At 59.3% G+C, this 25684-nt stretch carries 24 protein-coding genes; 13 read left to right on the forward strand and 11 right to left on the reverse strand.

The window, feature by feature from the left end:
• On the reverse strand, nucleotides 1–1155 hold the full coding sequence (locus GSQ81_RS03940; protein WP_158909385.1) for an acyl-CoA dehydrogenase: 1155 nt from the start codon (nucleotides 1153–1155) through the stop codon (nucleotides 1–3).
• Between the two features lie 175 nt (nucleotides 1156–1330).
• On the opposite strand from GSQ81_RS03940, the gene GSQ81_RS03945 reads away from it, so the two are divergent.
• Nucleotides 1331–1891 carry a hypothetical protein gene (locus GSQ81_RS03945; protein ID WP_158909386.1) on the forward strand — a complete coding sequence of 187 codons (561 nt, stop codon included), beginning with the start codon at nucleotides 1331–1333 and terminating at the stop codon, nucleotides 1889–1891.
• Nucleotides 1892–1979: 88 nt separating this feature from the next.
• Here GSQ81_RS03945 and thiC read toward each other — a convergent pair whose 3' ends face one another.
• From thiC to GSQ81_RS03960, 3 genes are all read right to left on the reverse strand, one after another.
• Nucleotides 1980–3464, reverse strand: coding sequence for a phosphomethylpyrimidine synthase ThiC (gene thiC, locus GSQ81_RS03950; protein WP_158909387.1), 1485 nt, complete (start codon nucleotides 3462–3464; stop codon nucleotides 1980–1982).
• A 94-nt stretch (nucleotides 3465–3558) separates the two neighbouring features.
• A complete protein-coding gene (locus GSQ81_RS03955) occupies nucleotides 3559–6219 on the reverse strand; it encodes an ABC transporter permease (protein ID WP_254059976.1) in 2661 nt (886 codons plus the stop codon).
• The gene (locus tag GSQ81_RS03960; RefSeq protein ID WP_158909388.1) at nucleotides 6219–6569 is read right to left on the reverse strand and encodes a PadR family transcriptional regulator; all 351 of its coding nucleotides are present in this window, start codon (nucleotides 6567–6569) and stop codon (nucleotides 6219–6221) included. The genes GSQ81_RS03955 and GSQ81_RS03960 overlap by 1 nt, the downstream gene beginning before the upstream one ends.
• Before the next feature lie 174 nt (nucleotides 6570–6743).
• Between GSQ81_RS03960 and GSQ81_RS03965 the strand changes: the two genes are divergently transcribed.
• The 11 genes from GSQ81_RS03965 (at nucleotide 6744) to GSQ81_RS04010 (ending at nucleotide 13921) form a co-directional block, all read left to right on the forward strand.
• Nucleotides 6744–7196 carry a cytochrome c maturation protein CcmE gene (locus GSQ81_RS03965; protein ID WP_158909389.1) on the forward strand — a complete coding sequence of 151 codons (453 nt, stop codon included), beginning with the start codon at nucleotides 6744–6746 and terminating at the stop codon, nucleotides 7194–7196.
• Nucleotides 7197–7904, forward strand: coding sequence for an ABC transporter ATP-binding protein (locus GSQ81_RS03970; RefSeq protein WP_158909390.1), 708 nt, complete (start codon nucleotides 7197–7199; stop codon nucleotides 7902–7904). It begins immediately after the preceding gene.
• Nucleotides 7901–8401, forward strand: coding sequence for a Cys-tRNA(Pro) deacylase (gene ybaK, locus GSQ81_RS03975; protein WP_158909391.1), 501 nt, complete (start codon nucleotides 7901–7903; stop codon nucleotides 8399–8401). The genes GSQ81_RS03970 and ybaK overlap by 4 nt, the downstream gene beginning before the upstream one ends.
• Nucleotides 8398–9081 (forward strand): heme exporter protein CcmB, encoded by a 684-nt coding sequence (locus GSQ81_RS03980; protein WP_158909392.1) that lies wholly within the window; start codon nucleotides 8398–8400, stop codon nucleotides 9079–9081. Before ybaK ends, GSQ81_RS03980 begins: the two co-directional genes overlap by 4 nt.
• Before the next feature lie 176 nt (nucleotides 9082–9257).
• Nucleotides 9258–9992 carry a cytochrome c biogenesis protein CcsA gene (gene ccsA / locus GSQ81_RS03985; protein WP_158909393.1) on the forward strand — a complete coding sequence of 245 codons (735 nt, stop codon included), beginning with the start codon at nucleotides 9258–9260 and terminating at the stop codon, nucleotides 9990–9992.
• Entirely contained in the window at nucleotides 9989–10132 is a 144-nt protein-coding gene (locus tag GSQ81_RS19695; protein WP_174237930.1) for a hypothetical protein, read from the forward strand. Before ccsA ends, GSQ81_RS19695 begins: the two co-directional genes overlap by 4 nt.
• 196 nt (nucleotides 10133–10328) lie before the next feature.
• Complete coding sequence (locus GSQ81_RS03990; RefSeq protein WP_158909394.1) at nucleotides 10329–10820, forward strand: helix-turn-helix domain-containing protein; 492 nt, start codon at nucleotides 10329–10331, stop codon at nucleotides 10818–10820.
• On the forward strand, nucleotides 10807–11922 hold the full coding sequence (locus GSQ81_RS03995; protein ID WP_158909395.1) for an exo-alpha-sialidase: 1116 nt from the start codon (nucleotides 10807–10809) through the stop codon (nucleotides 11920–11922). Before GSQ81_RS03990 ends, GSQ81_RS03995 begins: the two co-directional genes overlap by 14 nt.
• A complete protein-coding gene (locus GSQ81_RS04000) occupies nucleotides 11919–12227 on the forward strand; it encodes a MoaD/ThiS family protein (RefSeq protein ID WP_158909396.1) in 309 nt (102 codons plus the stop codon). Before GSQ81_RS03995 ends, GSQ81_RS04000 begins: the two co-directional genes overlap by 4 nt.
• A 91-nt stretch (nucleotides 12228–12318) precedes the next feature.
• Nucleotides 12319–12732: a VOC family protein gene (locus GSQ81_RS04005; protein WP_158909397.1), complete on the forward strand. Its 414-nt coding sequence runs from the start codon at nucleotides 12319–12321 to the stop codon at nucleotides 12730–12732.
• 178 nt (nucleotides 12733–12910) lie between these two features.
• A complete protein-coding gene (locus GSQ81_RS04010) occupies nucleotides 12911–13921 on the forward strand; it encodes a tagatose 1,6-diphosphate aldolase (RefSeq protein WP_158909398.1) in 1011 nt (336 codons plus the stop codon).
• A 65-nt stretch (nucleotides 13922–13986) separates the two neighbouring features.
• Here GSQ81_RS04010 and guaA read toward each other — a convergent pair whose 3' ends face one another.
• The 4 genes from guaA to GSQ81_RS04030 all read right to left on the reverse strand — a co-directional run bounded on the left by guaA (nucleotide 13987) and on the right by GSQ81_RS04030 (nucleotide 21001).
• Nucleotides 13987–15546, reverse strand: coding sequence for a glutamine-hydrolyzing GMP synthase (gene guaA / locus GSQ81_RS04015; RefSeq protein WP_158909399.1), 1560 nt, complete (start codon nucleotides 15544–15546; stop codon nucleotides 13987–13989).
• A 26-nt stretch (nucleotides 15547–15572) separates the two neighbouring features.
• On the reverse strand, nucleotides 15573–16514 hold the full coding sequence (locus GSQ81_RS04020; protein WP_158909400.1) for a hypothetical protein: 942 nt from the start codon (nucleotides 16512–16514) through the stop codon (nucleotides 15573–15575).
• A complete protein-coding gene (gene leuS, locus GSQ81_RS04025; protein ID WP_158909401.1) occupies nucleotides 16514–19042 on the reverse strand; it encodes a leucine--tRNA ligase in 2529 nt (842 codons plus the stop codon). The genes GSQ81_RS04020 and leuS overlap by 1 nt, the downstream gene beginning before the upstream one ends.
• Before the next feature lie 75 nt (nucleotides 19043–19117).
• Nucleotides 19118–21001 carry a peroxidase family protein gene (locus tag GSQ81_RS04030; protein WP_158909402.1) on the reverse strand — a complete coding sequence of 628 codons (1884 nt, stop codon included), beginning with the start codon at nucleotides 20999–21001 and terminating at the stop codon, nucleotides 19118–19120.
• A gap of 274 nt (nucleotides 21002–21275) precedes the next feature.
• Here GSQ81_RS04030 and GSQ81_RS04035 point away from each other — a divergent pair, with 274 nt between their 5' ends.
• On the forward strand, nucleotides 21276–22115 hold the full coding sequence (locus tag GSQ81_RS04035) for a hypothetical protein (protein ID WP_158909403.1): 840 nt from the start codon (nucleotides 21276–21278) through the stop codon (nucleotides 22113–22115).
• Between the two features lie 66 nt (nucleotides 22116–22181).
• Here the strand turns inward: GSQ81_RS04035 and GSQ81_RS04040 are convergent, their stop codons facing one another.
• The 3 genes from GSQ81_RS04040 to GSQ81_RS04050 form a co-directional block, all read right to left on the reverse strand.
• A complete protein-coding gene (locus GSQ81_RS04040) occupies nucleotides 22182–22880 on the reverse strand; it encodes a hypothetical protein (protein WP_158909404.1) in 699 nt (232 codons plus the stop codon).
• Nucleotides 22881–22951: 71 nt separating this feature from the next.
• The gene (locus GSQ81_RS04045; RefSeq protein ID WP_158909405.1) at nucleotides 22952–23821 is read right to left on the reverse strand and encodes a deoxyribonuclease IV; all 870 of its coding nucleotides are present in this window, start codon (nucleotides 23819–23821) and stop codon (nucleotides 22952–22954) included.
• Between the two features lie 9 nt (nucleotides 23822–23830).
• Nucleotides 23831–25621: a long-chain fatty acid--CoA ligase gene (locus GSQ81_RS04050; protein WP_158909406.1), complete on the reverse strand. Its 1791-nt coding sequence runs from the start codon at nucleotides 25619–25621 to the stop codon at nucleotides 23831–23833.
• Between the last annotated feature and the right edge of the window lie 63 nt (nucleotides 25622–25684).

Below are 25684 nucleotides of genomic sequence, written 5' to 3' on the forward strand. Positions count from 1 at the left end.
TTACCCCCGGCTGGGAGCCGTCCCCAGCAGCTCCCGCGCAATCACCATCCGCTGAATCTCGCTCGTCCCTTCCCCAATCGTGCACAGCTTCACATCGCGATAAAACTTCTCCGCCGGATAGTCCTTGATAAACCCATAGCCGCCATGAATCTGCACCCCCTCGTCGCAGATCCGGCAAGCCGCCTCGCTGGCAAACAGCTTCGCCATCGCCGACTCCCGCGTCACCCGCAGCCCTTTGTCCTTCATCTGCGCCGCACGCATCGTCAGCAGCCACGCCGCGTCAAGCTGGGTCGCCATATCTGCCAGCTTGAACTGGATCGCCTGAAACTCGCTAATCGCCTTGCCAAACTGCCGCCGCTGCTGCGCATACTTCATCGCCGCATCGAGCGCTCCCCGCGCCATTCCCAAACTCAACGCCGCAATCGAAATTCGACCGCCATCCAACACCCGCATGGCGTCCTTGAAGCCCTCCCCTAACTTCCCAACAAGGTTCTCCGCCGGAATCTCGCACTCCTCAAAGATCAGCTCCGAAGTATCGCTCGCCCGCAGTCCCAGCTTGTTCTCCTTCTTCCCCGCGCGAAAACCCTTCGTCCCCTTCTCCACCACAAACGCCGAGATCCCCCGCGTCCCCTGCGCGTGGTCAGTCACCGCCAGTACCACCGTACAGTCCGCATAGCTGCCGTTCGTAATGAAGGTCTTGCTTCCGTTCAGCACCCACTTCTCCCCACGCTTCACCGCCGTCGTCCGCGCCCCCGCCGCATCCGATCCTGACCCCGGCTCGGTCAGTCCCCAGGCTCCCAGCCACTCCCCGCGCGCCAGCTTCGAGACCCACCTCTGCCGCTGCTCATCATTGCCAGCCAGCATAATGTGGTTGGTGCAGAGTGAGTTATGCGAAGCCACAATGATCCCCACGCTTCCATCGACCCGCGACAGCTCCTCCACCGCCAGCACATACTCCACATAGCCCATGCCCGCGCCGCCCAGCGCCTCGGGAAAGATCACTCCCATCAATCCCATCGGCCCAAGCTTTTTCACCACCTCGGCAGGAAACAGGCTCTTCTCATCCCACTCCGAGACATGCGGCGCAATCTCCCGCTCCGCAAAGGCCCGCACTTCCTTCCGCAACTGCTCCTGTTCCTCGGTCAGTCCAAACATCGGCGCACCTCCAAACCATAACTAAAACTAATCACGCTATCACATCCACGCATACTTCTGCACTTCCCTCCACCCTTCTCATCCTTCGCGCAGCGGAGGGCCTGCTTTTGAGTGATATTGGCCAGCCTTGAACTCAACGTTTCCTATAAACACTCCAGAACCATACACTGCTTGAATGGTCGAGAGAACGACTCCATGGTTCAACTGGTGGCTTCCCTTTTATGGTGTATTGGGAGCGGTGGTCGCCATACTTCCGATGATGATCTTCAGCAAAGACATCGGTTTTTTGATCACGATTCCTACTGCCGCCATTGTCGCTTTGATCTTGTTGATTGTTCTCACCCGATCACTCCCTCAGCAAAGTTTGGCGACTCTGTTGATGATCGCGCTTTTCTGCGCCGCGTCTTGGCTCTTATTCCGAGCCTCTGATGGCGTGCGCACGACAGCGCGCTGGCTCGTCCATTCGAAAGCGTATAAGACTGAAGTACTTGCTCTCCCAAACCCCATAAATGGCCAATTCAAGCATGTGGAATGGGACGGATGGGGTTTTGCTGGAAGCGACACAGTGGGGTATCTGGTCTTCGACCCGAAGGATTCACTCGCTGCCGCAGCCAAAAGCCGTTCCTACGGAAGATTCAACGGCATCCCCTGCGAAATTTTCAAGGTCCGGCGACTGGAGAGCGACTGGTACGCCGTCTATTTCTACACCGACACCGATTGGGATCACTGCACTTAGCGCATCTACCTTCTCTTCTGAGTTTTTGGAAGCAAGAAAAAGGCCCAGCGCGAACGCTAGGCCTTTTCACAATATTAGAAACCGCGAACTACCCTCGGAGCGCCATCTGCTCGGTGACAATCTGAGTCAGGTCAGGCTTCTTCAGTCCATGCTGCTCTTCGTTGAACTTGTCGACCTTGCTTGACCAGTTCATGCTGCAGAACTTCGGTCCGCACATTGAGCAGAACGCCGCTTCCTTGTAGTAGTCATCCGGTAGCGTCTCATCGTGCATCCCGCGAGCCGTATCCGGATCGAGCGACAACGCAAACTGCTTGTCCCAATCAAACGTATAACGAGCATGCGAGATCGCATCGTCGCGATCACGCGCACCCGGCCGGTGCCGCGCAATGTCCGCCGCATGAGCAGCAATCTTGTAAGCGATGATGCCGTCCTTCACGTCCTTCTCATTCGGCAGTCCCAGGTGCTCCTTCGGAGTCACATAGCAGAGCATCGCCGCGCCATGCCATCCAATAAGCGCCGCGCCAATCGCCGACGTAATGTGGTCATAGCCCGGAGCGATATCGGTCACCAGCGGCCCCAGCACATAGAACGGAGCGCCGTCGCAAAGCTCGACTTCCTTGTCCACCTGCTCCTTGATCTTGTCCAGCGGCACGTGCCCCGGCCCTTCGATCATCACCTGCACATCGCTCTTCCACGCCTGCCGCGTCAACTCGCCCAGCGTCTTCAGCTCGGCAAACTGGGCCTCGTCGCTGGCATCAGCCACGCAACCCGGCCGCAGCCCATCACCCAGCGAGTAGCTCACGTCATACTTCGCCATGATCTTTGTAATCCGGTCGAAGTTCTCATACAGGAAGTTCTGCTTGTGGTGCGCCGTCATCCACTGCGCCAGGATCGCGCCGCCTCGGCTCACAATGCCGGTGATGCGCTTGGCCACCAGCGGAACGTACTGAATCAGCACACCGGCATGGATCGTAAAGTAGTCCACACCCTGCTGCGCCTGCTCCTCGATCACCTCGAGATACAGGTCGATATTCAGGTCTTCCAGCTTCTTCACCCGGCTCAGCGCCTCATAGAGAGGAACTGTCCCAATCGGTACCGGCGAGTGCCGCAGGATCTGCTCGCGAATCATCGGAATATCGCCACCCGTCGAAAGGTCCATCACCGTATCCGCGCCAAAGTGCACGGCGGTATGCAGCTTCCGCAACTCTTCGTCGACATTCGACACCAGCGCCGAGTTGCCGATATTCGCATTGATCTTGCACAGCGACTCCACCCCAATCGCCATCGGCTCCAGCTCAACGTGGTTGATGTTGGCCGGAATAATCATGGTGCCCTTCGCAACCTCGCTCCGCACCAGCTCGGCCGCAATCTTCTCGCGCTGAGCGACATAAGCCATCTCTTCGGTAATCAATCCCTTGCGCGCAAAGTGCATCTGCGACATGTTGGTGTCGCCCGTCCGCTCGGCCTCAGCCTTGCGCTTTACAATCCAATCCGCTCGCCCCGTCGGCACCTTGTAACCATTGCCGTTCGCCGCGCCACCATCCAAATGCTGCCCGTTGCCATTGCTATTCATCAATTTTCCTCGCTCAAAAACGGCGCTGTTATCGAGTTAGTATACGCCGCCCGAGCGATCGAAAGCGGTTGCGTGCGCCTATCGCGCATCCTCCTCAACTATTCCGCAGAGCAACCATGGGATTGATTCGCGAAGCGCGCCGCGCGGGCAAATATCCAGCCAGCGCAGCCACAGCCCCCAATAGCACAATCATCACCACGAAAGTAATTGGGTCCGTAGGAGTCGTCCCGAACAGCAGTGACGAGATCAAATTCGCCACCAGCATCGATGCGAAGATCCCAACCACGATCCCGATCGCAGCCAGCTTCAGCGTCTTCGAGATCACGCCCATCTGCACCCTTCCCGCCGACGCACCCAGCGCCATCCGAATCCCGATCTCCTGCGTCCGGCGCGTCACCGAGTAGGAGATCACTCCATAGATTCCAAGCGATGCCAGGAGCAATCCCAGCCCCGCGAACGCTCCAACCAGCATCACAAAAAATCGCCTCGGCGAGACCGCACGATTCACAATCCCCTGTATCGGCCTGAACTCGACCGCAGGCTGATTTGGATTCAACTCCCGCAGCGTCCGCAACACACTCCCTGCTAACTGGGCAGGCGGCAGCTTCGTTCGCACCACCATCTCCGCTCCGTCCGGCCCCCACTCATCGCGCGTCGTTGGCAGATACATCTGCTCGCCAGACACTCCCTCAACATTGGTCTCATGGACATCCGCGACAACCCCAATGACATGGACCTCGTTATTGCCAATCAGCACAACCTTCCCCACAGCGTCTTCTCCGGGGGATACGAACTTTGCCGCCTTCTCATTCAGGATCACCGTACTCTGGCCCTTCATGTTGTCCTGCCAGGTAAAGTCGCGCCCATGCAGACGCATCCCCATCGCCTCCACATATCCCGGCGAAACGATATAGACGAATGCACCTGGAACCTCACCCTTCCGATATGTCTTTCCCTTCGCGCTAGGTCCGCCCCATCCGCGGTTTCGTTCCAGCGGCAGATTGTCCGAGATGCCCGCCGTCTCCACTCCCGGAATCGCACTGACACGCCGGATGGCCTCCTCGAAGATCGCGTTCCTCTTGTCCGTGCTTCCGCCGTCGCTATAGTCCATCTTGATCGCCGCCGCATTCGACGGTTGAAAGCCAAGGTCGACATCCAGCACCCGCAGAAAACTCCGCAGCAGCAGCCCCGCGCCCACCAGCAGCACGCAAGCCAGCGCAACCTCGGAGATCACCAGCGCCGAACGCAATCGCTCATGGTTCTTGCCCGCGCTCATTCCCTGCCCGGTATCCTTCAGCGCCTCCTGTAGATCGCCGCTCGACATCTTCAGCCCCGGCAACAGCCCAAACAGAACCGCAGCTCCAACACTGATTCCCACCGTCCACAGCAGGGCCGTGCCATCCACCTTCACCTCGTTCAACAAAGGGAGGGCAAGCGATCCCTGGTGCGCAATATACGAGGTGATCGCATACGCCAGACCAAGCCCCAGCACCGCGCCCATCCCGGCCAGCACCAGGCTCTCCGTCAATAACTGCCGCACCAGCCGTCCGCGCCCCGCGCCCAGAGCGCTGCGCAACGCGAACTCCTTGCTCCGCGATGCCGCCCGGGCCAGCAACAGGTTCGACAGGTTCACACAGACGATCAGCAGAATCACGCCCACGGCACACCACAGCGTAATCAGAGAGCGCCGCAGCTTCCCGCTCACATATTGCTTCAGCTCCATCGGTCGCGCCGTATAGTTCCCAGCCGAATCCGCAAACTTCTTGCTCCAGTAAAATTTCGGAAATAACGTCGTCGCCTCGGCCTGCGACTGCGCCACCGTCACACCCGGCTTCAATCGCCCAATCAGCGCCAGCGTATTTCCCTCGTTGCGGATATCGTCGAGGACCGTCGGCTCGAAGACATCCACCTTCGAGCCCGGAGCAAACGCCGCACCAAAGTCGAACGTCTCCGGCAACACCCCTATGACCGTGGTCGGCGTCCCGTTCAACGTGATCGACCTGCCCACAACCCCACGGTCTCCACCGAACTGCCGCTCCCAATAGGCGTGCGACAGCAACACTACGGCACGCCCGCCCTTCACCGTCTCATCCTTTGTAAAAGAGCGCCCCAACTCCGGTTCCACACCCAGCACATGAAAGAAGTTTCCCAACACTCCCATGCCGGTAAGCGGTGTCGGCTCTCCGCTGCCCGTCAGCTTGAGATTATCGCTCGTCGAAAACGCATAATAGGCGGTCACATCCTCGAACGAGCGATTCATCGTCAGCAGGTCGTCATAGGCATCCGCAGAATAAGTCGAGGCAGAAAGCCCGTTGGCATCAGGCGGCGCGATCCACACCAGCCGCTGCGGATTGTGAAACGGCAGAGGCCGCAGCAAAATCGTGTCCACCACGCTGAACACGGCGATGTTCGCTCCAATGCCCAGTGCCAGAATCGCCACCGCCACCAGAGTGAATCCGTAGTCGCGCCTCATCGTCCGCAGGCTATAGCGAAGATCCTGCAACGCAATATCCAGCCACGGCATCCCGCGCGCTGCCCGCTGCTGCTCCTTTGCCTGCTCTACACCGCCAAACTGAACCAGCGCCTGCCGTCGCGCCTCACTGGCAGAGAGCCCGCGCTTCAGGTTCTCCTCGACTGCCAGCTCCAGATGGCTCCGCATCTCCGCATCCAGATCAACGTCTAGCGGACGCTTGCGAAAGAAGGAGCCAAACCGCTGCAAGCCCTGCTGTAACGAATCCCTCATAGAGTTCTTCATCACTCACCTTCCCTTTCGCCCATCGCCAGCACCCGCCCCATCACACTCGACAATCTCTGCCAATAGACTGTGTCCTCGGCCATCTGCTTCAGCCCGCGCTTCGTGATCGAATAAAACTTCGCCTTGCGGTTGTTCTCCGACGTTCCCCACTCCGCCGAGATCCATCCGCGATGCTGTAACCGCACCAGCGACGCATAGATCGTCCCCTGGTTCAGGAGCACCTCATCGCCACTCACCTGCTCGATGCGCCGCGCGATGCCATAGCCATGCATCTCGCCCATCGCAGACAGTGTCTGCAAAACCATCAGATCCAACGTCCCCTGCAACAAATCGAGCTTCGAATCTCCCACGAGTGCCTCCTGTGGCGTAACCACATCAGTCTGCCATAACTGATGTGGTTACGCCACAGGAAAAGAAAAGTTCCCATCCGCGCAAATTGCGCCGTTCTCACCAGATCGGCGGGGCGTAAATCGCCGATCCCTATCAAAATCCCCCCCGATCTCGTACACTTGGAGGCAAATACTATGTCGAGCACAGCCCAGAAAAGCCCGATCAAGATCGTCATCGCCGCGATCATCATCATCGCGACGATGGGGTACCTGGCCTACACCGGCGTTCAGGACAACAAGAGCTACTACGTCACCATCGGCGAGCTGCAAGCCATGGGCAACAAGGCCTATGTCCGCCATCTCCGCGTCGCAGGCAACGTAGCTCCGGGCAGCATCCACCGCAGTGGAACCTACGTCGACTTCTCTCTGCTGGAGCAGAACCGCACCCTCAGGGTCAGCTACAAAGGCATTGAGCCGCCGCCCGACACCTTCAAGGACGACGCTCAGGCCCTCGCCGTAGGCACCTACGGACACGACGGCGTCTTCCACGCCACGCAGCTCCAAGCCAAATGCGCCTCCAAGTACGCTCCGGCAAAGCCCGCCGCGACCACCACCGCAGTCGCTCTCCCCGCCGACTTCAAAAAATAAATGGAGAAGTCAGCCAAGCCCAGCAACGGCGCATCCGGCAGCACCGCCGCCGAACTCGAATCCGTCTCCAAGATCTACGGCACCTTCGCCGCCCTTCGCAACGTCTCCGCCAGCTTTGAATCAGGCACCTGCACCGTCATCGTAGGCGAAAATGGTGCCGGAAAATCCACCCTCCTACGTGTCCTCGCCGGTCTCATCACTCCCACCCGTGGCACCGCCCGCGTCTTCTCCGAATCTCCACAGAGCCAGCGTCATCGCATGGCCTACATGAGCCACTCCACCATGCTCTACGACGAGCTGACCGCCATGGAGAACCTCAACTACTTCGCCTCCCTCTACCGCGATGGCGGGTGTGCCTGCGTAGGCAGCCCTGAGATGGCCCTCCGCGCCGTCGGCCTCGACCCCACGCTCAGCCGCCCCGTCGGCCAATATTCGCAGGGCATGCGCCAGCGTGCCTCGCTCGCCCGCGTTCTCCAGACCGATCCAGAAATCCTTCTCCTCGACGAGCCCTTCTCCAACCTCGATGTAGCCTCCGCTCACCACATGGTCGAGCTGCTCGCCGACTTCCGCACCTGGCCAGTAGCTGGCGGCGGCAAACGCACCATCCTGCTCACCACTCATCAGGCTCATCTCGCTGAGCCCATCGCCGACACCACCCTCTCCATGCGCAACGGCCAGATCATCCAGCCGGAGGCGGTCGCCAAGTGAAGCCTCCCGCCAAAACCAACGCCGCCCGTCTGCTCGACAGCCTCAACATCACCTACGAGCTGCGCGCCTACGAGGTCGATCTCGAAGACCTGACCGCCATCTCGGTCGCCCGCAAGATCGGCCTTCCTCCGGAGCAGGTCTTCAAGACCCTCCTCGCCCACACCAACGATGGCGCCAGCGGCAAAGCAGGAATAGAGCATCTCTTCGCCGTCATCCCCGGAGACGCCGAACTCGATCTGAAAAAGCTGGCCCACGCCGCCAACGCAAAAAAGGCCGAGCTGGCATCCCTCAAAGAAGTCGAACCGCTCACCGGCTACATCCGTGGCGGAGTCACCGTCATGGCGGCCCGCAAACCCTTCCCCGCCTACGCCGACGAGACCATCGAGCTACACGACCTCATCTCCATCTCCGCCGGACAGCGCGGCCTGCAAATCCTGCTCTCCCCCGCCGACTACCTCCGCGCCGCCAACGCCACCCTGGCCGACCTCACCAAATGAAATATATCGGCCACGTCCTCGCCCACCTCCGCAAAGACCTCCGCATCGAGTGGCGCTCCCGCGACTCCATCAACGGAATGCTCTTCTTCGCGCTGCTGGTGGTCGTCGTCTTCTCGCTCGCCTTCGACCCCACAGCCGCCGTCTCCCGCCAGATCTCCGGAGGCATCCTCTGGGTAGCGCTGCTCTTCGCCACCGTCACCGCGCTCAACCAAGCATGGACCCGCGAGCAGAACCATCAGGTCCTCGAAGCCCAACGCATGGCCCCCGCTCCTGCGTCCGCACTCTTCCTGGGCAAAGCCATCGCCAACATGCTCTTCGTCCTCGTCGTCGAAGCCGTTCTGGCCCCGGTCTTCATCGTCTTCTACAACCTGCACGTCCTCGGCAATGCGTGGCTGCTCGCGCTCATTCTCCCCCTCGGCACCTGGGCGCTGGTGGTCAACGGAACCTTCTTCGCTGTGCTCGGCCTGCGCACCCGCAACCGCGAACTCCTCCTGCCCCTGCTGCTCCTTCCCATCTCACTCCCGGCGCTTCTGGGCATGGTCGAAGCCACCACCGGAGTCCTCACCGCCCAGCTCGATCCCCTCGAAATCAACACCTGGATCACCCAGCTCGCCGGATACGATCTCATCTTCACGATCGTCTGCATTCTGCTCTTTGAAACCGTCCTCAACGCCGAATAGCGCCCGGTCAAAGCAACTCAGCATTTTTCCGTCTCAGGCAGAACAAAAGCACGTCATCTCGACCGGAGCGAAGCGGAGTGGAGAGACCCCTGTATTTCGCCTTTCGCCCGCCTCACCAAGCTCTTCCATCCGTGAAAACGTCCCAGCCAGGCAATTCGGGTAAAATTGTCCGCATAGTGTCCCGACCCGCCATCTTCCGCACCGTCGCCTGGCTCTGGTTCCTCGCCAGCCTCGTCGTCCTCGTCATCGGCTTCCGCGAGGCGATCTTCCTTGTGCCCACCGACGCGGCCCAGGGCGACGCTGGACGAATCTTCTACTACCACGTCCCCATCTCGATGTTGAGCCTGCTCTTTCCCTACATTAACTTCGTGGCCTCGCTCGCCTATCTTTATTGGCGCCGCCGCGATCCCCTCAAGGCCCTCACCTCTGACGCCCTCGCCCTTACCGCCGCCGAAGTGACCGTCGTCTACGCCACTATCTGCCTGGTCACCGGCAGTATCTGGGGACGCGCTACCTGGGGCATCTGGTGGACGTGGGACCCGCGCCTCACCAGCATGTTGCTGCTCTGGCTGCTCTACGTCAGCTATCTGATGCTGCGGCGTTTCTCCTCCGCCGGTCAAAGCCAGACCCTCGCCGCCGTCCTCTCCGTCTTCGCCGCTGTGGATGTCCCTATCGTCTATATGTCTATCCGCTGGTGGCGCACCCAGCATCCGGCTCCCGTCTTTGGCGGCGGTCCTGACTCCGGCCTCGACCCCTCCATGATGCCTGCATTTATCTGGAACATCGTCGGGTGGGCCATGTGGGGCATCTTCATCCTCGGCTTCCGTTTCGCTCTTGAGCGCCGCCGTCAACTGGCCGAGCAGGAAGCAGCCCTCAGTGCCATCGAAGCCTCTCTGGAGACCGCCCAATGACCTGGCACACCTTCTTCAACCTGAGCACCATCGAACACAGGCACCTGCTCGCGGTCTACGCCATTGTCCTGATCGTCCAGGGCGGCTATTTTCTCTCAATTTTGCGGGGATGGCTGCGGTCGAAGAAGCCGCGCGACTAAAAAAGCAACGAAGCTACAAAATCGCAGCTTCGTTGTCCGAGAAGAATTACAGATGACGCGGAACTCGCTAAAAGCGGATTTCCGCCTCTGCTCCTCCTAAACACTGTCACCCCCAAAAGGTTTCGAAAAAAAGTCGGTGCGTTCATTCGCCCTAATTCACTTGCATATAGCAAGTGAATTAGCTATCGTCTCAGGCGTGCCAGAAAAGCCAAAATCGAAGCCCCGCTCCGGCTGCCCGGTCAGCGTCGCACTCGAAAAGTTCGGAGACCGCTGGTCCCTGCTGATCATCCGCGACCTCATGGTGCGGGGATACAAGACCTTCAAGGAGTTTCAGGAGTCCGGCGAAGGCATCTCTACCAATATCCTCGCCGACCGCTTGCAAAAGCTCGAAGCCGGAGAGATCATTCTCCGCGAGCCGGAAGAGACCGACGGAAGAAAGATCAACTATCGCCTCACCGAAAAGGGGATCGATCTTGCTCCGGTGCTGCTCGAGTTGCTTCTTTGGAGCGCGAAGCACGAGCAGACGGGCGCTCCCTGTGAGGTGATGGCGCAGATGGCACAGAGCCGCGAAGCCGTCCTCTCCGAAACCCATCGCCGCTGGAAAGATCGCGATCCCAACCCCATCCTGCCCCCGTTCGTCGATACAAAGCCGAAAAACCCTAAAGGAGCAACCCATGAGCAAAGTTAGAGTCCTAGTTGGCACTCGCAAGGGTGCCTTCGTCCTCACCTCCGACGGCAAGCGTGAAAAGTGGGACATCAGCGGCCCCCACTTCGCCGGATGGGAGATGTACCACCTCAAAGGCTCGCCCGCCGACCCCAACCGCATCTACGCCTCGCAGACCAGCGGATGGTTCGGCCAGGTCATCCAGCGCTCCGACGACGGCGGCAAAACCTGGTCGCCGGTCGGCAACAAGTTCACCTACGAAGGCGTCCCCGGCACCCACCAGTGGTACGACGGCACGGCGCATCCGTGGGAGTTCAAACGCGTCTGGCACCTCGAACCTTCGTTCACCGATCCGGACACCGTCTACGCTGGCATCGAGGACGCCGCCATCTTCCGCAGCACTGACGGCGGCCAGAACTGGAACGAGATCCCCGGCCTCCGTGAGCATGGCTCCGGCCCGCGCTGGCAGCCCGGCGCGGGCGGCATGTGCCTGCACACCATCCTCCTCGACCCCAGCGATCCCCAGCGCATGTACATCGCCATCTCCGCCGCCGGAGCCTTCCGCACCGACGACGGCGGCAAGACCTGGCAGCCCATCAACCAGGGTCTCCACTCGCAATACATCCCCGACCCCAAGGCCGACGTCGGACACTGCGTCCACCACATCGCCATGCACCCGACGCGTCCCACAACATTGTTCATGCAGAAGCACTGGGACGTCATGCGCTCCGACAACGCCGGAGACCACTGGCACGAGATCAGCGGCAACCTTCCCACTGACTTCGGCTTCGCCATCGACGTCCACGCCCACGAGCCCGAGACCATCTACGTCGTTCCGATCAAGTCCGACTCCGAGCACTTCCCCCTCGACGGCCAGCTCCGCGTCTACCGCAGCCGCACCGGCGGCAACGAGTGGGAGCCGCTCACCAAGGGTCTTCCGCAGTCCGACTGCTACGTCAACGTCCTGCGTGACGCCATGGCCGTCGACCAGCTCGACTCCTGCGGCGTCTACTTCGGCACCACCGGCGGCCAGGTCTACGTCTCGCCCAATGCCGGAGATACCTGGTCGCCCATCGTCCGCGATCTTCCTGCCGTCCTTTCCGTCGAGGTCCAGACCATCGCATGACAACGAACCGCATCCGCGTCGAGTTGCCCGCTCATCTCCGCACTCTCGCACAAGTGCACGGCGAAGTCACGCTCGACGTAGCGCCACCCATCACGCTGCGCTCCGTCCTCGACGCTCTCGAAGCCAGCTACCCCATGCTCGCCGGGACCATCCGCGACCACACCACCCAGCAGCGTCGCCCCTTCCTGCGCTTCTTTGCCTGCGAAGAAGACCTCTCCCACCAATCCCCGGACACGCCACTCCCCGAAGCCGTCGTCACCGCCCGCGAACCGCTTCTCATCATAGGAGCCATCGCAGGCGGTTGAGATCTGCTGAAACCTACTGACGTAACGCTGTCAGCAGACCCTGTTTAGGCTCTTGCAGTAACCCCAATTCACACCACAAAAAGGAGCAGCCATGAAAGAGTTCAATACCTACCTCAACTTCAACGGAAACTGTCGTCAGGCCATGGAGTTCTACGCCAAATGCCTCGGCGCCGATCTGCAGGTCATGCCGTTCTCGCAAGGCCCCATGGAAGTCACCCCGGAGACGAAGGACAAAGTCCTTCACGCCCGCCTCAGCAAAGGAACACAGGTCATCATGGCCTCCGATTGCCCTCCCGGCGTGTCGCTCACCGAGGGCAATAACTTCTCCATCAGCATCAACTGCGAGAGCCGCGAAGAGGTCGACAAACTCTTTGCCTCGCTCGGCGAAAAGGGCAAAGTCGTTATGCCCGCACAAGACATGTTCTGGGGAGCCTACTTCGGCATGGTCACCGACCAGTTCGGCATCAACTGGATGTTCAACTTCGAGATCCCGAAGCAAAGCTGAGCAAAAGCTGGCTGCAACGAACCGCCTACGTTCCGTTAATGGAACGTAGGCTTTGCTTTGCCACTTTTTATCGCGTGCTTGATCCTCGGAACAAGCCATCGTTAAGCCACTCGACGATGCCACTGTGTAAAATGGCCTCGTACAAATAAACCGCAAAACGCACAGGAGAACTACAGCAATGTCGAAGTTGACCCCAGGTAAGCTCGCCGGACTCAAATCCGTCTCCGATTCCCGCGGCGTCATCGCCGCAGCGGCGATGGACCAGCGCGGCTCCCTCCAGAAGTCCCTTGCCAAAGAGCGCGGAGCAGCAGCCGACTCCCACGATCTCGAAGTCTTCAAGACCCTCGTCACCGAGGTCCTCACCAAGCACGCCTCGGCCATCCTGCTCGACCCCGAGTTCGGCCTGCCCGCCTCCAAGCACCGCAATGGCAAGGGCCTCCTGCTCGCCTACGAGAAGACCGGCTACGATGCGCAGACTGCTGGCCGTCTGCCCGACTTGCTCGATCTCTGGAGCGTTCGCCGTCTCAAGGAAGCCGGAGCCGACTGCATCAAGATCCTTCTCTACTACAGCCCCTTGGAGAAGTCGCACATCAACGATCACAAACACGCCTGGACGGAGCGCATCGGCGACGAGTGCCTCGCCCACGACATCCCCTTCTTCTTGGAATTAGTCGGCTATGACGCCGATGGCGGCGACGAGAAGTCCTTGGGCTATGCCAAGAAGAAGCCCGACGTCGTCTCCGGCGGGATGGCCGAGTTCGGCAAGGCGCGCTACAACGTGGACGTGCTCAAGGTAGAAGTTCCCATCGTCATGGAGTTCGTCGAAGGCACCAAGGCGTTCAAGGGCGAAAAGGCCTACACTCGCGCCGAGGCTCTGCAGCACTTCCGCGACGCCGAGACGATGACTCACAAGCCTTACATCTACCTCTCTGCTGGCGTCTCGAACCCGGTCTTCATCGAGACGCTGGAGCTCGCAGGCGAGTCCGGCACCAAGTTCAACGGCGTTCTCTGCGGCCGCGCCACCTGGAAAGACGGCATCGCCATCTACGCCAAGCAGGGCGCAGATGCCTTCCGGCAGTGGCTCGAGACCGTCGGTGTCGAGAACATCAACAACGTCAACAACGCCCTCAAGACTGCCAGCCCCTGGTACCTCAAGTTCGGCGTCAAGAGCCTCGAAGAACTCGGCTAAACCATCACCATTCCAAAATGACTACGCCGCGGCAAAAGCCGCGGCGTAGTCGTCTCTGGGAGCGTTTACTCCCACTCAATCGTTCCCGGCGGCTTCGACGTGATGTCGTAGACCACACGGTTGATTCCTCGGACCTCGCTCACAATGCGACTTGAAATCGTTCGCAGCACCTCGTAAGGCAAAGGAGCCCAATCCGCGGTCATGCCGTCCTCGGACTCCACCGCCCGCACCGCGCAGGTGTAGGCATACGTCCGCTGGTCGCCCATCACGCCAACGCTCTTCACCGGCAACAGCACTGCAAACGACTGCCAGACCTTGCGGTAAAGTCCAGCCGCTTTGATCTCGGCAACGACAATCTCATCCGCCTCCTGCAATAAGGCGACGCGATCCGCAGTCACCTCGCCAAGAATCCTGACCGCAAGTCCCGGCCCAGGAAAAGGCTGCCGCTCAATAATGTCTTCGGGCATACCGAGATCGCGGCCGATGCGCCGAACCTCATCCTTGAAGAGATCACGCAGCGGCTCGATCAACTTCAGCTTCATGTTCTCGGGCAAACCGCCTACGTTGTGATGGCTCTTGATCGTATGCGAAGGTCCATGCACGCTCGAAGACTCAATCACATCGGGATAGAGCGTGCCTTGGACCAGCCACGCAACCTCTTCGCCAACATGCTTTTCTGCTTCAAAGATCTTCTTCGCCTCATCGTCGAAGACGGCAATAAACTCGTTGCCGATCACCTTCCGCTTCTTCTCCGGATCGGTCACACCTGCCAGCTTCGACAGGAAGCGTTCGCCAGCATCCACGGCCACGACATTCAGCCCAAGCTGCTCGCGCATCGTCTTCTGCACCTTGGCGAATTCGTCCTTGCGCAGCACACCATTGTTCACAAAGATGCAGGTCAATCGGTCGCCAATCGCCTTCGCCACCAGAACTGCGGCTACCGACGAGTCAACGCCTCCGCTCAACCCACAGATCGCATGGCCATCGCCGACCTGGGCCTTCACCCGAGCAACCGTAGCCTGAATAAAGTGTTCCGGTGTCCAGTCCTGCTTCGCTCCGCAGATGTCGAGGCAGAAGTTCTTCAGCAGCGCCATTCCCTGCTTCGTATGCGCGACCTCAGGATGAAACTGCACCGCCCAGATTCGCCGCGCCTCGTCGGCAATTCCGGCTACAGCATTGGCCGTCTTCGCCGTCAGGGAGAAGCCCTCGGGCAACTGCTCGGCATGATCGCCATGCGACATCCATACATCGAGCGTCTGCGGCAACCCACGAAACAGGGGAGTTTCAGCCACGATCGATACCTCGGCATGGCCATACTCCCGCGCCGCAGCAGGTTGCACCTTGCCGCCAAGATGATGCACCACAAACTGCAGCCCGTAGCAGATGCCAAGGACAGGCACGCCCATCGCCAGCACGGCCGGGTCCGCCGCCGGAGCCTCCGCGTCGTAGACCGAGCAAGGGCCGCCCGAAAGAATCACGCCCTTCGGGTTCAGCTTGCGCACCTTTTCGAGCGAGGCCGTACAAGGCAGCACCACGGAGAAAACGTTGAACTCGCGAATACGCCGCGCGATGAGCTGCGTATACTGCGACCCAAAATCCAGAATGACTATCGTTGAAGTGTCCACGTATCCAGTGTAAATGGCATCCGCTCCTACCCCAGCGAAGACCCCTCGTAGGCGCGCCAAAGCTCCAGATAAGCCACCAGACGGGCCACATGGAAGAAGTCCGAGGCCACAAAATAAATCACCGTTACTCCGACCCACCACCAGAACATGAACTGCGGCGTCGCCACGGCCTCGAACGGCAGCGGACAGGCTGAAAGCACCATCGCCAGCACGATCAGCGCGATCTTCACAATCCCCATGACGAGATTGATCTCCATCAGCTTCGATTTGAGCGGCCCCAGCCGGAATGCCGCAGCAAAACTTTTGCCGACACCAATGTCCCGCAGCATGGCCAGCAGCGGAGCCACACTCAGCCCCCAGCTCGCAATCGCCCAAAGCGAAAACAGTCCCAGCGTGCCAACAATCGCCATCGCACAGTAGCCCACCAGGTTCGGCTCGCCGCCTGCAGCAATCGGTGCGTCTATATTCACTCGTGCTGCCCACTGCATGCACCCGAACCACACGGCGAAGCTGCCCAGCAGAGCCACCACTCGCACTGCCTGCAACACGATCAGCGTGCCTACCCGCGCATGGAGCCTGCTGTCCACGCGCCGCAACACCACCGTCCGTCCAATAGAGGACACCACCACCCACACCAGCACCAACGCCGGTCCCAGCCACGCCAGCACATGCGCCACTGACGGCAGCACCACCGCCATTGCCTGCGCCAGCGTCTTCGCCGATCCCATCGCGTCCAGAATCGACATCGACTTCAGCGCGGGCAGATCCAGAGGAGCAGCCTTCAGAATTCTTGCCCCTTCGTACCAAAGCACCAGCAGTGCGGGAATGCCATACACCCATCGCCACAGTACCTCCAGCGCTGTCCATGAAGGGTGTTTCCATCCCTGCAACAGCACATGCACAAAGGACTGTGTTCCGCGTACCGTCCCCGCAGCGATTACGACGCCATCCTGCGGCGTCGCCTCCACTACTTCACCACCAGATTCACCAGCTTGCCGGGCACCATAATTATCTTCACCACAGTCTTTCCAGCAACCCTGGAGACTACCTTCTCATCGGCCTGTGCAGCGGCCTTGATCGCATCTTCGTGAAGCCCCACCGGGAACTTCAGCACACTGACCAGCTTTCCATTCACCTGAACTGGAATCTCCATCTCGCTCTCACGAGCAAGATCTTCACTGGCTACAGGCCACGCCGTGCGGAAGGTTACACCGTCGCCGCCAATCTGATCCCACATCTCGGCAGCAAAAAACGGAGCGAAGGGAGCCAGCAGCAACACAAGATTGCGGAGCAGCTCACGGACCGCATCGCCTGAGATCTTGCCCGCATCAATCAGCGGCTCGGCAGCAGTAAATTCATTCACCAGTTCCATCACGGCAGCGATGCTGGTGTTGAAGTGCCAGCGCCCGCTGAAGTCCAGCGTAATTTTTGCGATCGTCTGATGCAGCTTGCGACGAAGCTGTGCCTCAGCCGCAGACGCTTCCTCAGGCGCGTTCCCCGAGATCGAAGCATACTTCGTCATCAACCGGTAGACCCTGCTCAAAAATCGGCTGATACCGGCAACGCCTTCTTCCTGCCACTCGAGATCACGGTCAGGCGGAGCCGCGAACAGTGCGTACATGCGCGTAGCATCCGCTCCATAGCGTGCGATCATGTCATCGGGCGAGACCACGTTGCCCTTCGACTTCGACATCTTCGCGCCGTCTTTGATGACCATGCCTTGCGTAAACAATCGCGTCGCAGGCTCATCGTTTTTGATCAACCCGAGATCGCGCATCACCTTCGTCCAGAACCGCGAATAGATCAGGTGGAGAATCGCATGTTCCACTCCGCCGATGTACTGATCGATCGGAAACCAGTAATTCGCCTTCTCGCTTGCAAACGGCGCGTCCGCGTTCTTCGAATCCGTGTAGCGGTAGAAGTACCAGCTCGAATCGACGAAGGTATCCATCGTGTCGGTCTCACGCCGCGCAGGGCCGCCGCACTTAGGGCAGATCGTATTCACAAACTCCGGCACGCGGCCCAGCGGAGATCCGCCCTGCTGCGTAATGTCTACCTGCGGCGGCAGCAGCACCGGCAATGCGCTCTCCGGCAGCGGAATCGGCTCTTCGCCGGAGCATTCGCAATAGACCATCGGGATCGGCGTTCCCCAATACCGTTGGCGGCTCACGCCCCAATCCTTCAGACGATATGTAACTGTAGCCGTGCCAAATCCATTCGCCTTGGCAAACCCGGCCATCTTCTGCTGCGCTTCCACGCAACTCTCACCCGTCCATCCGCCCGAATCAATGAGCACAGCGTCGTCTTCCGCCGTATACGGAAGCACGATATTATCGGCGTCAATTTTGGGAGCAATCACCTTCTTGATCGGCAGCCCATACTTCTGGGCAAACTCAAAGTCCCGCTCATCGTGCGCCGGAACGCTCATGATCGCACCGGTGCCGTAGTCCGCCAGAATATAGTTCGCCACCCAGATCGGCACGCGCTCGCCATTAAACGGGTTGATCGCAAATCGGCCTGTATCCACACCATGCTTCTCGATGGCGCCCACATCTCCGGCCTCACGCGCGAGCGTCTGCTGTGCCAGCAACTCGTCGATCTTCGCTGCGAGCGCGGCATCTTCAGCAGCAAAAGCCTTCGCCACTGCGTGTTCGGGAGCAAGCTGCACTGAAGTCGCTCCGAAGATCGTATCCACTCGTGTCGTAAATACCGTGATCTTCGCGCAATCCGCCGCCTTCACCTCGCCATCGACGGCGAAGTCCACCAGCGTCCCCTCGCTGCGCCCGATCCAGTTGCGCTGCATGGTCCTGACCTTCTCCGGCCAGCCTTCCAGCTTGTCCAATCCATCCAGCAGTTCATCAGAATATTTGGTGATCCGCAAGAACCACTGGGTCAGATCCCGCTGTTCGACGATGGTGTCCTCGTGCCGCCAGCAGCGACCATCGATCACCTGCTCGTTGGCCAGCACCGTCTGGCAATCCGGACACCAGTTCACCTTGCTTTTCTTCCGGTAGGCCAGCCCGGCGTTATACATCTTCAAAAAGAACCACTGGTTCCAGCGGTAGTACTCCGGCAGGCAGGTCGTGACCTCGGTGGCCCAGTCGTAGCTCAAACCAAGCCGCTGCATCTGCTTGCGCATCGCGGCGATGTTCGCCAGTGTCCACTCGCGCGGCGGAGTGTTGTTCTTCAGCGCGGCATTCTCCGCAGGCAGACCAAATGCGTCCCAGCCCATCGGATGCAGCACGTTATACCCACGCATCCACATGTGCCGAGCCAGCGCATCGCCAATCGCATAGTTGCGCACATGCCCCATATGCAACTGCCCGCTCGGATAGGGCAGCATCTCGATGCAGTAGTACTTCGGCTTACCCGCATCATGCCCTTCGGCGGCATAGAGCGCCGGATCGGCGTCCCATCGCTGCTGCCACTTCGGTTCAATCTCCGCCGGGCTATACCGCTCCTGCTTCTCCGTCTCGTTCGTCTGCATCTCTGGCATATATCTTTGATTGTAAAGAAAACCAAGCCAACGCTGCTTACGAACGCGTTCTTCCTCTCAAATTACAGCCGACGGCTAGGTTTGCGCGCCCCTGGACTTCCACGGAGCAAACGCGTTCTCCACCCCTTCCAGGGCCGGTGCGAGCGATGGATAGTGCCGCAGCAACACCGTAGAAAGCGTGCTGTCCCTGATCCAATCCATCCCGGCCTTGCTGTAGACATCTTCCGTAAAGTCGGTGGTGAAGAAGCGGTCGCTGTTCAGCCGCCGCGACGCCATGAGGATAAAGATACGGAATGCCGTATCGCTGAAGCCGAAACCTTCGGGCGGCTTCTCCGCAAATAGCCCCACAATCAGGTCCACCGAATCGATGTCGTTGTTGTAGACGCGGCGTATCTCCTCGCGCCACTCCACATTTGGCGTCAGCTCTTCGAACGTCGTTACCGGCCGCAGGTTCAGCAGCTTACGAAACTTCGTATATCGCGGAACTCCCAGCTCGCGGCAGCGCATAATATCGTGCGCCGCAAGGTCCATCAAAATGCCGTCCGGCCTTACAAAGTGCTGCAACGTCTTCGGATAGTTGTGCAGTACGACCGCTCCGGGATTCATCAGCCCGAACGAGTAGAACAGGTCCTCGATGTGGATGCTGTCGCAGATATTCTGCGCATCATCACCGGCAATCTGCTGAAAGTTGAGTTTTTGCAGCACATCGCCCGTCTCCCGTGACCAGAAGGTAATGTCATCGGGAATCAGTGGATGCATCCGGTACACAGCGACGAACTCCTCCGTGAGCGAATAAGGAACGCCAAAGTGGTCCGTCTCCGAGCCGGGTATCCCGCTGACCAGTTCACTCCCACTCAACCTGCCAAACAGATTTTTGATGCGCTCTCCAGCCAGCCCCCACCAGTTTGCGCGCATGGCAATCTGCAATACCGGATGCCCCAGGATCGCCGTCGTCCATTCGACGGTATGAATCTTGGCGATAATCGCGGCATTGATGAGCCTCGCGTGCTCAAACAGGTCGTCATCGCCCCACTCGGGATACTCCTGCTTGAGCCTGTCGCATATCGCGTTGTGCTCCAGCGTGAACAGCGTATAGAAGAGCTCAAGTCCCACCCACCATCCCACCAGCGCAGCCGATTGCAGTTGCACCAGCGCCGTCGGGTCAGGATGCACCAGATGGTCCTTGCCCACGAAGATCTTTCCATCTACTCCCGTGCGCACCTTCGCACGATAGTCCGCGGTGCTACCATAAAGCTGCGAGCCGTCCCACCAGTGCGTCTCCGTGTTGACGTAGGTAAGCGGCTTGCCCTCATCCACAGCGGTCCGCGTTGGGTCTGGCATCGTGCGCAAAACCTGCATCGGGTTCTCGTGCCAGGTGTCATTCTGCGCCAGCGGCACTTGCCATGGGTCTTCCTTGATGCTCTTGCCGTGACTGAACCAGTCGCGAATCTGAAACTGCAGCCACGCCGCCGCCAGCAGGTTCAACGTCTTCGCCGGAGTAAATTCATTCCGCGTCATCAGCTCCAGGCTCACCACCCGCGGACTCGGCGTCATGAGGTTAGGCTGCTTCTCCTGCCAGGTCTCGTTCAGAGGAACATTCCGCCCGAACCGTGCGCCCGCGCTTCCCATGAACGGACACTTCATGTCATTGAATGTCCCATCCGGTGTGCGGGCCGTTACCACATTCGGATAGACCGGCGGCGTTCCCAGCACAGCGTCAGATGTATTGGTGTCGGTAAGGTTCTTCTCCCGTAGCGTGTTCCGGCCCCCGGCCAGCACCCCAAGCGCCAACGGAACAGGCAATGCAGGCCAGCCGATCTTCTGGTCCACTTGAACACAGGTCCGGTTGAACTTGTCGATGAGCGCCTGCTTGCACTGCGCGCTGCGAAGAATTTTTACCGCTGCAGCGGCCGCAAACGCACCCCCGGCCGCAATTCCAATTGCTTTCAGCACTTTCATGGCGGTGTCCTCGTGACGTAGAACGCTCCACAAGCGGGCCCGAAACTGCACGGCAATACTAGAACTGCCCACGCAGTGAAGCAAGAACATTGCGGCAGGACATGTGACACCAACAACACCCAAAAGGACTACACTTTACCGGAAGTCAGGCGTAAGCGCGTTATCGGTGTGATCTGCACCGGGGAGTCTTGTGTACTTGAGATTTGCCAAATTCGTCCCAGCAAATTCAGGCCACCAGAAGCCGACACCCCCGTTTGAGATATTTCTACTCTCAATGCTTACCTTCACACTTCTCGGTTCATTGCCATGCCTGGGAATGCCCTTCCAACAGCAGTCCGCCGAAGCCGTACCGCTGCCTGCAATCGCGGCAACGCTCCCTCCAGCATCGGCGCTGATGCCCCCTCAGGAGAGACATCCCTCCCCCAGACCTGCGGTAAAAGAAGCCTCCGCAAATTCTCCTGTCATCGTGATCGGATTTCTTGGAGGCCGCGTCGGAAAAAATAACCTTATCCACCGCGAGGTCCAGCTCGCGATGCATCTCCGCCAGAACCACCCGGTTGGAGTCGATGCAGAAGTATTTCAAAACGCGCACGGCCAAAGGGCATTCCGGCGAATCCTGCACCTGCTCGACGCGAACCACGATGGAAACTTGACCCTTGCCGAAAAGCAACGCGCCCGCATCATCATCTACGGCCACAGTTGGGGAGCCTCGGAGACAGTCACCATGGCCAGGCAGCTTCAGGACAATAAAATTCCCGTCCTGCTGACCATTCTTGTAGACCGCGTATCGAAGATCGGAGAGGGAGACCCGCGCATTCCGACGAATGTAGCCGAGGCCGTCAACTTCTACCAACTCGACGGACTGCTCCACGGCCGTCCCACCATCCGCGCCGTCGATCCAGCCAGTACGCAGATCCTCGGCAACTATCAACTGGACTACAAGGACACCCACGTCTCCTGCGACAAATATCCCTGGTACGCTCGCCTCTTCATGGGGCCGCACATCGAGATCGAAAACGATCCGCGCGTCTGGGACCAAGTGGAAGCGCTGATCAGCGCCAAACTACCACCGGAAGAAACCACAACTGCAACTTTGCTTGAACAATCGCAGTAAATTGCACCGCAGTCTACGGCGAGTTCATTTTTTTACTGCAGCGAATGGAGTCTAATCAGGCTCAGCTCAGCACCCACGCGGTGGCCCGGCGGACTCCGAACAAGCTTTATCAGTCTTCCCTTTGTATTTGTACTCAACATATCCAGCCGGTATCTCGAATAGTTTAGCGTCCGGCTCCCCTAAACGAATCTGTTCAATCTGTGTCTCGCTGTCGATATTTTTAGCAGGATCGTGCGATTTATTTTCAATATTTAAATCAAGTGCCGGTGAATACCAACGTTCGCTTGTTCGCCCGTCCGCTGCTTTCTCCGAAAATCCTATTGTTTCCACGCCTTCAATTTTGCGTCGGCCAATCGTCGTGATCTCCAGCCCGCCATCTACAACTCTCTTCGACCCCGGCGCTCTCGCTGACTCAAAGTACTGTTGCGCGTATCCCGCTGGACGCGCCTGCGCCTTCCAAGAGACTGGCCAAACAGAGAACATGTGACGATCCAGATAAAGCTCGATTGTCTGATGACGGGCTACATCACGGATGACGACTATGCCCGTCCCATCTAAGTTCTTGAGTTCGAAGTAGGCGCTTCCGTCTGACCTTCGTGCCACGGTGCCTAATGTTGTGTGAACACCTGTGGCTAAGCTAGTGTTCATAATCTTTGCTGCTTCGAATGGCGCGCCAGTAATAGGCGTGGGCATCTGTGACACAGCCTTATAGGATGCTGAGGTCAGCAGCAAAAACAGGGCAAAGGAGTAAATCGTACGGGGCATATCGATCCTCGCGGAACGCCTACAACGCCAGCCACCAACTCGGCGCTAAGGTTATCACACCTACTCTTCCCTCATCCGGCAGCCAGCGTCCTCAGTACCCCGACATTCCTCGCTTCATCCCCCGGAGCATCGACCGGTGTCTCCGCGACAAATGTCGCGTGAGCAAACCGGGCATCATGCAACAGTCGCCGAAACGCCTCCGCTCCAATTGTTCCTTCGCCGATATGCTCATGCCGGTCCAGCTTCGATCCCATCGCGGCCTTGGCGTCATTGCTGTGCCAAACCTTCACGGCATCGAACCCCACCGTCGACTCCACCAGCTTCATCGTCTCGATATATCCATCCGCTGAGACGATGTCATACCCCGCCACATGCACATGACACGTATCCAGGCACACCGCCACCGGAGCGCAGGCCTTCAACGTCTCCACCAGTTCCGCGACCTGCTCCAGCTTGCCGCCCAGCGAAAACTCCGCACCAGCCGTATTCTCGATCAAGATCTTGAAGTTCTTCCCCGCAAAATCAATCCCATCAATCGCACGCTCAATCGACTGCGCCGCCAGCCGCAATCCTTCCTCTCGCGTCAGCCCCTTCCAACTCCCCGGATGCAGCACCAGATACTCCGCGCCCAGCGCCAACGCACGCTCCACCTCTCCGCGAAACGCTGTCGTCGAGTTCTCCCTTACGCTCTCGGTCTGGCTGCAAAGATTGATCAGATAGCTCGCGTGGACAGCCACCGGCCCCACATCATGCTGGGCCCGCAACGCCAGCATCTTCGCCGCATCTTCCGGCTTCACCGGCGCAGCCTTCCACATGCGTGGACTGGCCGAGAATATCTGGAACGTGTTCGCCCCTGCTGCTACCGCCCTTTCCACCGCCGTCCAGCACCCACCCGACGTACCGACATGCACACCAATGCGCTTCTTCACGGAATCTGCCATCCTTCAAGCCTACCGCACCTTCGAAGTAGCCTCATCGGCATAGAACTCCGCAATCTGCTTCTCGTATTTCTTCTCCACCACCCGCCGCTTCAGCTTCATGCTCGGCGTCAACTCTCCGCCCTCGATCGACCACTCATCCGGCACCACGCACATCCGCTTCATGCTCTCGTAGCTGGCCAGATCAGCGTTCACCTTATCCACGATCTCCTGATAGGCCTTCACCACCTTGGCATCTTTCACCAGCGCAGCATGGTCTCCCGCAGCGATGCCCTGCCCCTTGGCCCATCCCTCTAACGCAGCAAAATTAGGTGAAATCAGCACGCAGGCAAACTTGTGTTTGTCGCCCACCATCGCCGCGTGCGCCACCAGCGTATTAGCCTTCAGCTTGTTCTCTATCGGCTGCGGAGCAATAAATTTTCCACCACTTGTCTTCAGCAACTCTTTCTTCCTGTCCGTAATCGACAGAAATCCATCCTCATCTATTTTCCCGATATCGCCTGTCTTGAACCACCCATCTGGCGTAAACACCTCCGCCGTCTCCTTCTCTTTCTTCCAATAGCCCGGAAATATCGAAGGCCCCTTCACCTCAAGCTCACCATCGGCGGCAAACCGGCACTGTACATTCGACATCGCCTTCCCCACGGTCCCGATCCTGTGCGCCTTGGGATAATTCAACCCGATCACCGGCGATGTCTCCGTCAGCCCATATCCCTCAAAGATGCGAATCCCTGCATCGGCAAACCACCCTGCCGTGTCCATCCCCAGCGGAGCTCCGCCCGAGATAAATACCTCCACCTGGCCGCCAAACGCCTCGCGAATCTTGCCAAACACCAGCTTATCCGCCAGCTTCCACCCCACTCCCGACGGAGTCTTCCCCTCCAGCGTCTCCGGTCTATGCGTCTTTCCTGTCGCTATCGCCCATTTTAAAATTTTGGATTTAATTGGCGATGCAGCCGACTTCCCTTCCACCGCCTGCCGAATCTTCTCGTAGACCCGCGGCACCGCCACAAAGATCGTCGGCTTCAGCGCCTTCATGGCCTCGGGCAGCAGATCGAACTTCGAGCAATAGGCCACCGTCGCCTCATTGCACATCATGGCGTAGTCCAGGTGGCGCGCCGTCACATGCGACAGCGGCAAAAATGAGATGCAGCTATCCTTCTCCGTAAATCCAAACGGATCGGTTGAGACATTCAAATTGCTGGCCAGGTTGCCATGCGTGAGCATCGCGCCCTTCGGCTCGCCAGTCGTCCCCGACGTATAGATAATCGTTGCCAGGTCCTCGCCGCGCGCACCCTTCACCAATGCATCGAAGGCCGCATCCCGCTGCTGCTTCGCCTGCGCACCCTCTATTAATTTGCTGAAGCTCTCCGCGCCGGAAAACTCCCCGGCATCCATCACCACCACATGCTCCAGCTCCGGCATATCGCCGGCGGCGGCTAACTTCTCATACTGTTCCTTCGAGGAGACCACCGCCACCTTGGCCCCGGAATCGCGCACCATGTAGCCGATATGTTCCGCCGTCAGCGTCGGATAAAGCGGCACATCGGCCCCGCCAATCGCCAGCGTGGCAAAGTCCGTCACCGCCCACTCCCAGCGGTTCTCCGACAGAATCACAACCCGGTCACCTTTCCCCACGCCCCATCCGCGCAGCACGTCGGCGAGTGCCCGCACCCGCCCATAAAGCTCGACCGCAGAGATAGGCTTCCACTCTCCCGCCGCATCCTGCCACCGCATCACGGCCCGGTCGCCCCGCCCCGTAACCTTCACCAGAACATCGTTCAAAGTCTTCAGGTCGAACATCTCGCCACCTCGGCCGCTAAAAAGTCACACCCCACGATAAACCACCTGCTGTTTTGATGGCTC

The sequence above is a fragment of the Granulicella sp. L56 genome, assembly GCF_009765835.1.
Classification (GTDB): Bacteria; Acidobacteriota; Terriglobia; order Terriglobales; family Acidobacteriaceae; genus Edaphobacter.

Bases quoted from the DNA above. Each gene is read 5' to 3' on its own strand.
- GSQ81_RS03965 (WP_158909389.1), top strand. From the start codon at position 6,744: ATGTCGAGCACAGCCCAGAAAAGCCCGATCAAGATCGTCATCGCCGCG.
- GSQ81_RS19695 (WP_174237930.1), top strand. From the start codon at position 9,989: ATGACCTGGCACACCTTCTTCAACCTGAGCACCATCGAACACAGGCAC.
- thiC (WP_158909387.1), bottom strand. From the start codon at position 3,464: ATGAATAGCAATGGCAACGGGCAGCATTTGGATGGTGGCGCGGCGAAC.
- GSQ81_RS03945 (WP_158909386.1), top strand. From the start codon at position 1,331: ATGGTCGAGAGAACGACTCCATGGTTCAACTGGTGGCTTCCCTTTTAT.
- GSQ81_RS03970 (WP_158909390.1), top strand. From the start codon at position 7,197: ATGGAGAAGTCAGCCAAGCCCAGCAACGGCGCATCCGGCAGCACCGCC.
- GSQ81_RS04010 (WP_158909398.1), top strand. From the start codon at position 12,911: ATGTCGAAGTTGACCCCAGGTAAGCTCGCCGGACTCAAATCCGTCTCC.
- GSQ81_RS04030 (WP_158909402.1), bottom strand. From the start codon at position 21,001: ATGAAAGTGCTGAAAGCAATTGGAATTGCGGCCGGGGGTGCGTTTGCG.
- GSQ81_RS03995 (WP_158909395.1), top strand. From the start codon at position 10,807: ATGAGCAAAGTTAGAGTCCTAGTTGGCACTCGCAAGGGTGCCTTCGTC.
- GSQ81_RS04045 (WP_158909405.1), bottom strand. From the start codon at position 23,821: ATGGCAGATTCCGTGAAGAAGCGCATTGGTGTGCATGTCGGTACGTCG.
- GSQ81_RS04040 (WP_158909404.1), bottom strand. From the start codon at position 22,880: ATGCCCCGTACGATTTACTCCTTTGCCCTGTTTTTGCTGCTGACCTCA.
- GSQ81_RS03980 (WP_158909392.1), top strand. From the start codon at position 8,398: ATGAAATATATCGGCCACGTCCTCGCCCACCTCCGCAAAGACCTCCGC.
- GSQ81_RS03955 (WP_254059976.1), bottom strand. From the start codon at position 6,219: ATGAAGAACTCTATGAGGGATTCGTTACAGCAGGGCTTGCAGCGGTTT.
- GSQ81_RS04000 (WP_158909396.1), top strand. From the start codon at position 11,919: ATGACAACGAACCGCATCCGCGTCGAGTTGCCCGCTCATCTCCGCACT.
- leuS (WP_158909401.1), bottom strand. From the start codon at position 19,042: ATGCCAGAGATGCAGACGAACGAGACGGAGAAGCAGGAGCGGTATAGC.
- GSQ81_RS04050 (WP_158909406.1), bottom strand. From the start codon at position 25,621: ATGTTCGACCTGAAGACTTTGAACGATGTTCTGGTGAAGGTTACGGGG.
- GSQ81_RS04035 (WP_158909403.1), top strand. From the start codon at position 21,276: ATGCTTACCTTCACACTTCTCGGTTCATTGCCATGCCTGGGAATGCCC.
- GSQ81_RS04005 (WP_158909397.1), top strand. From the start codon at position 12,319: ATGAAAGAGTTCAATACCTACCTCAACTTCAACGGAAACTGTCGTCAG.
- GSQ81_RS03940 (WP_158909385.1), bottom strand. From the start codon at position 1,155: ATGTTTGGACTGACCGAGGAACAGGAGCAGTTGCGGAAGGAAGTGCGG.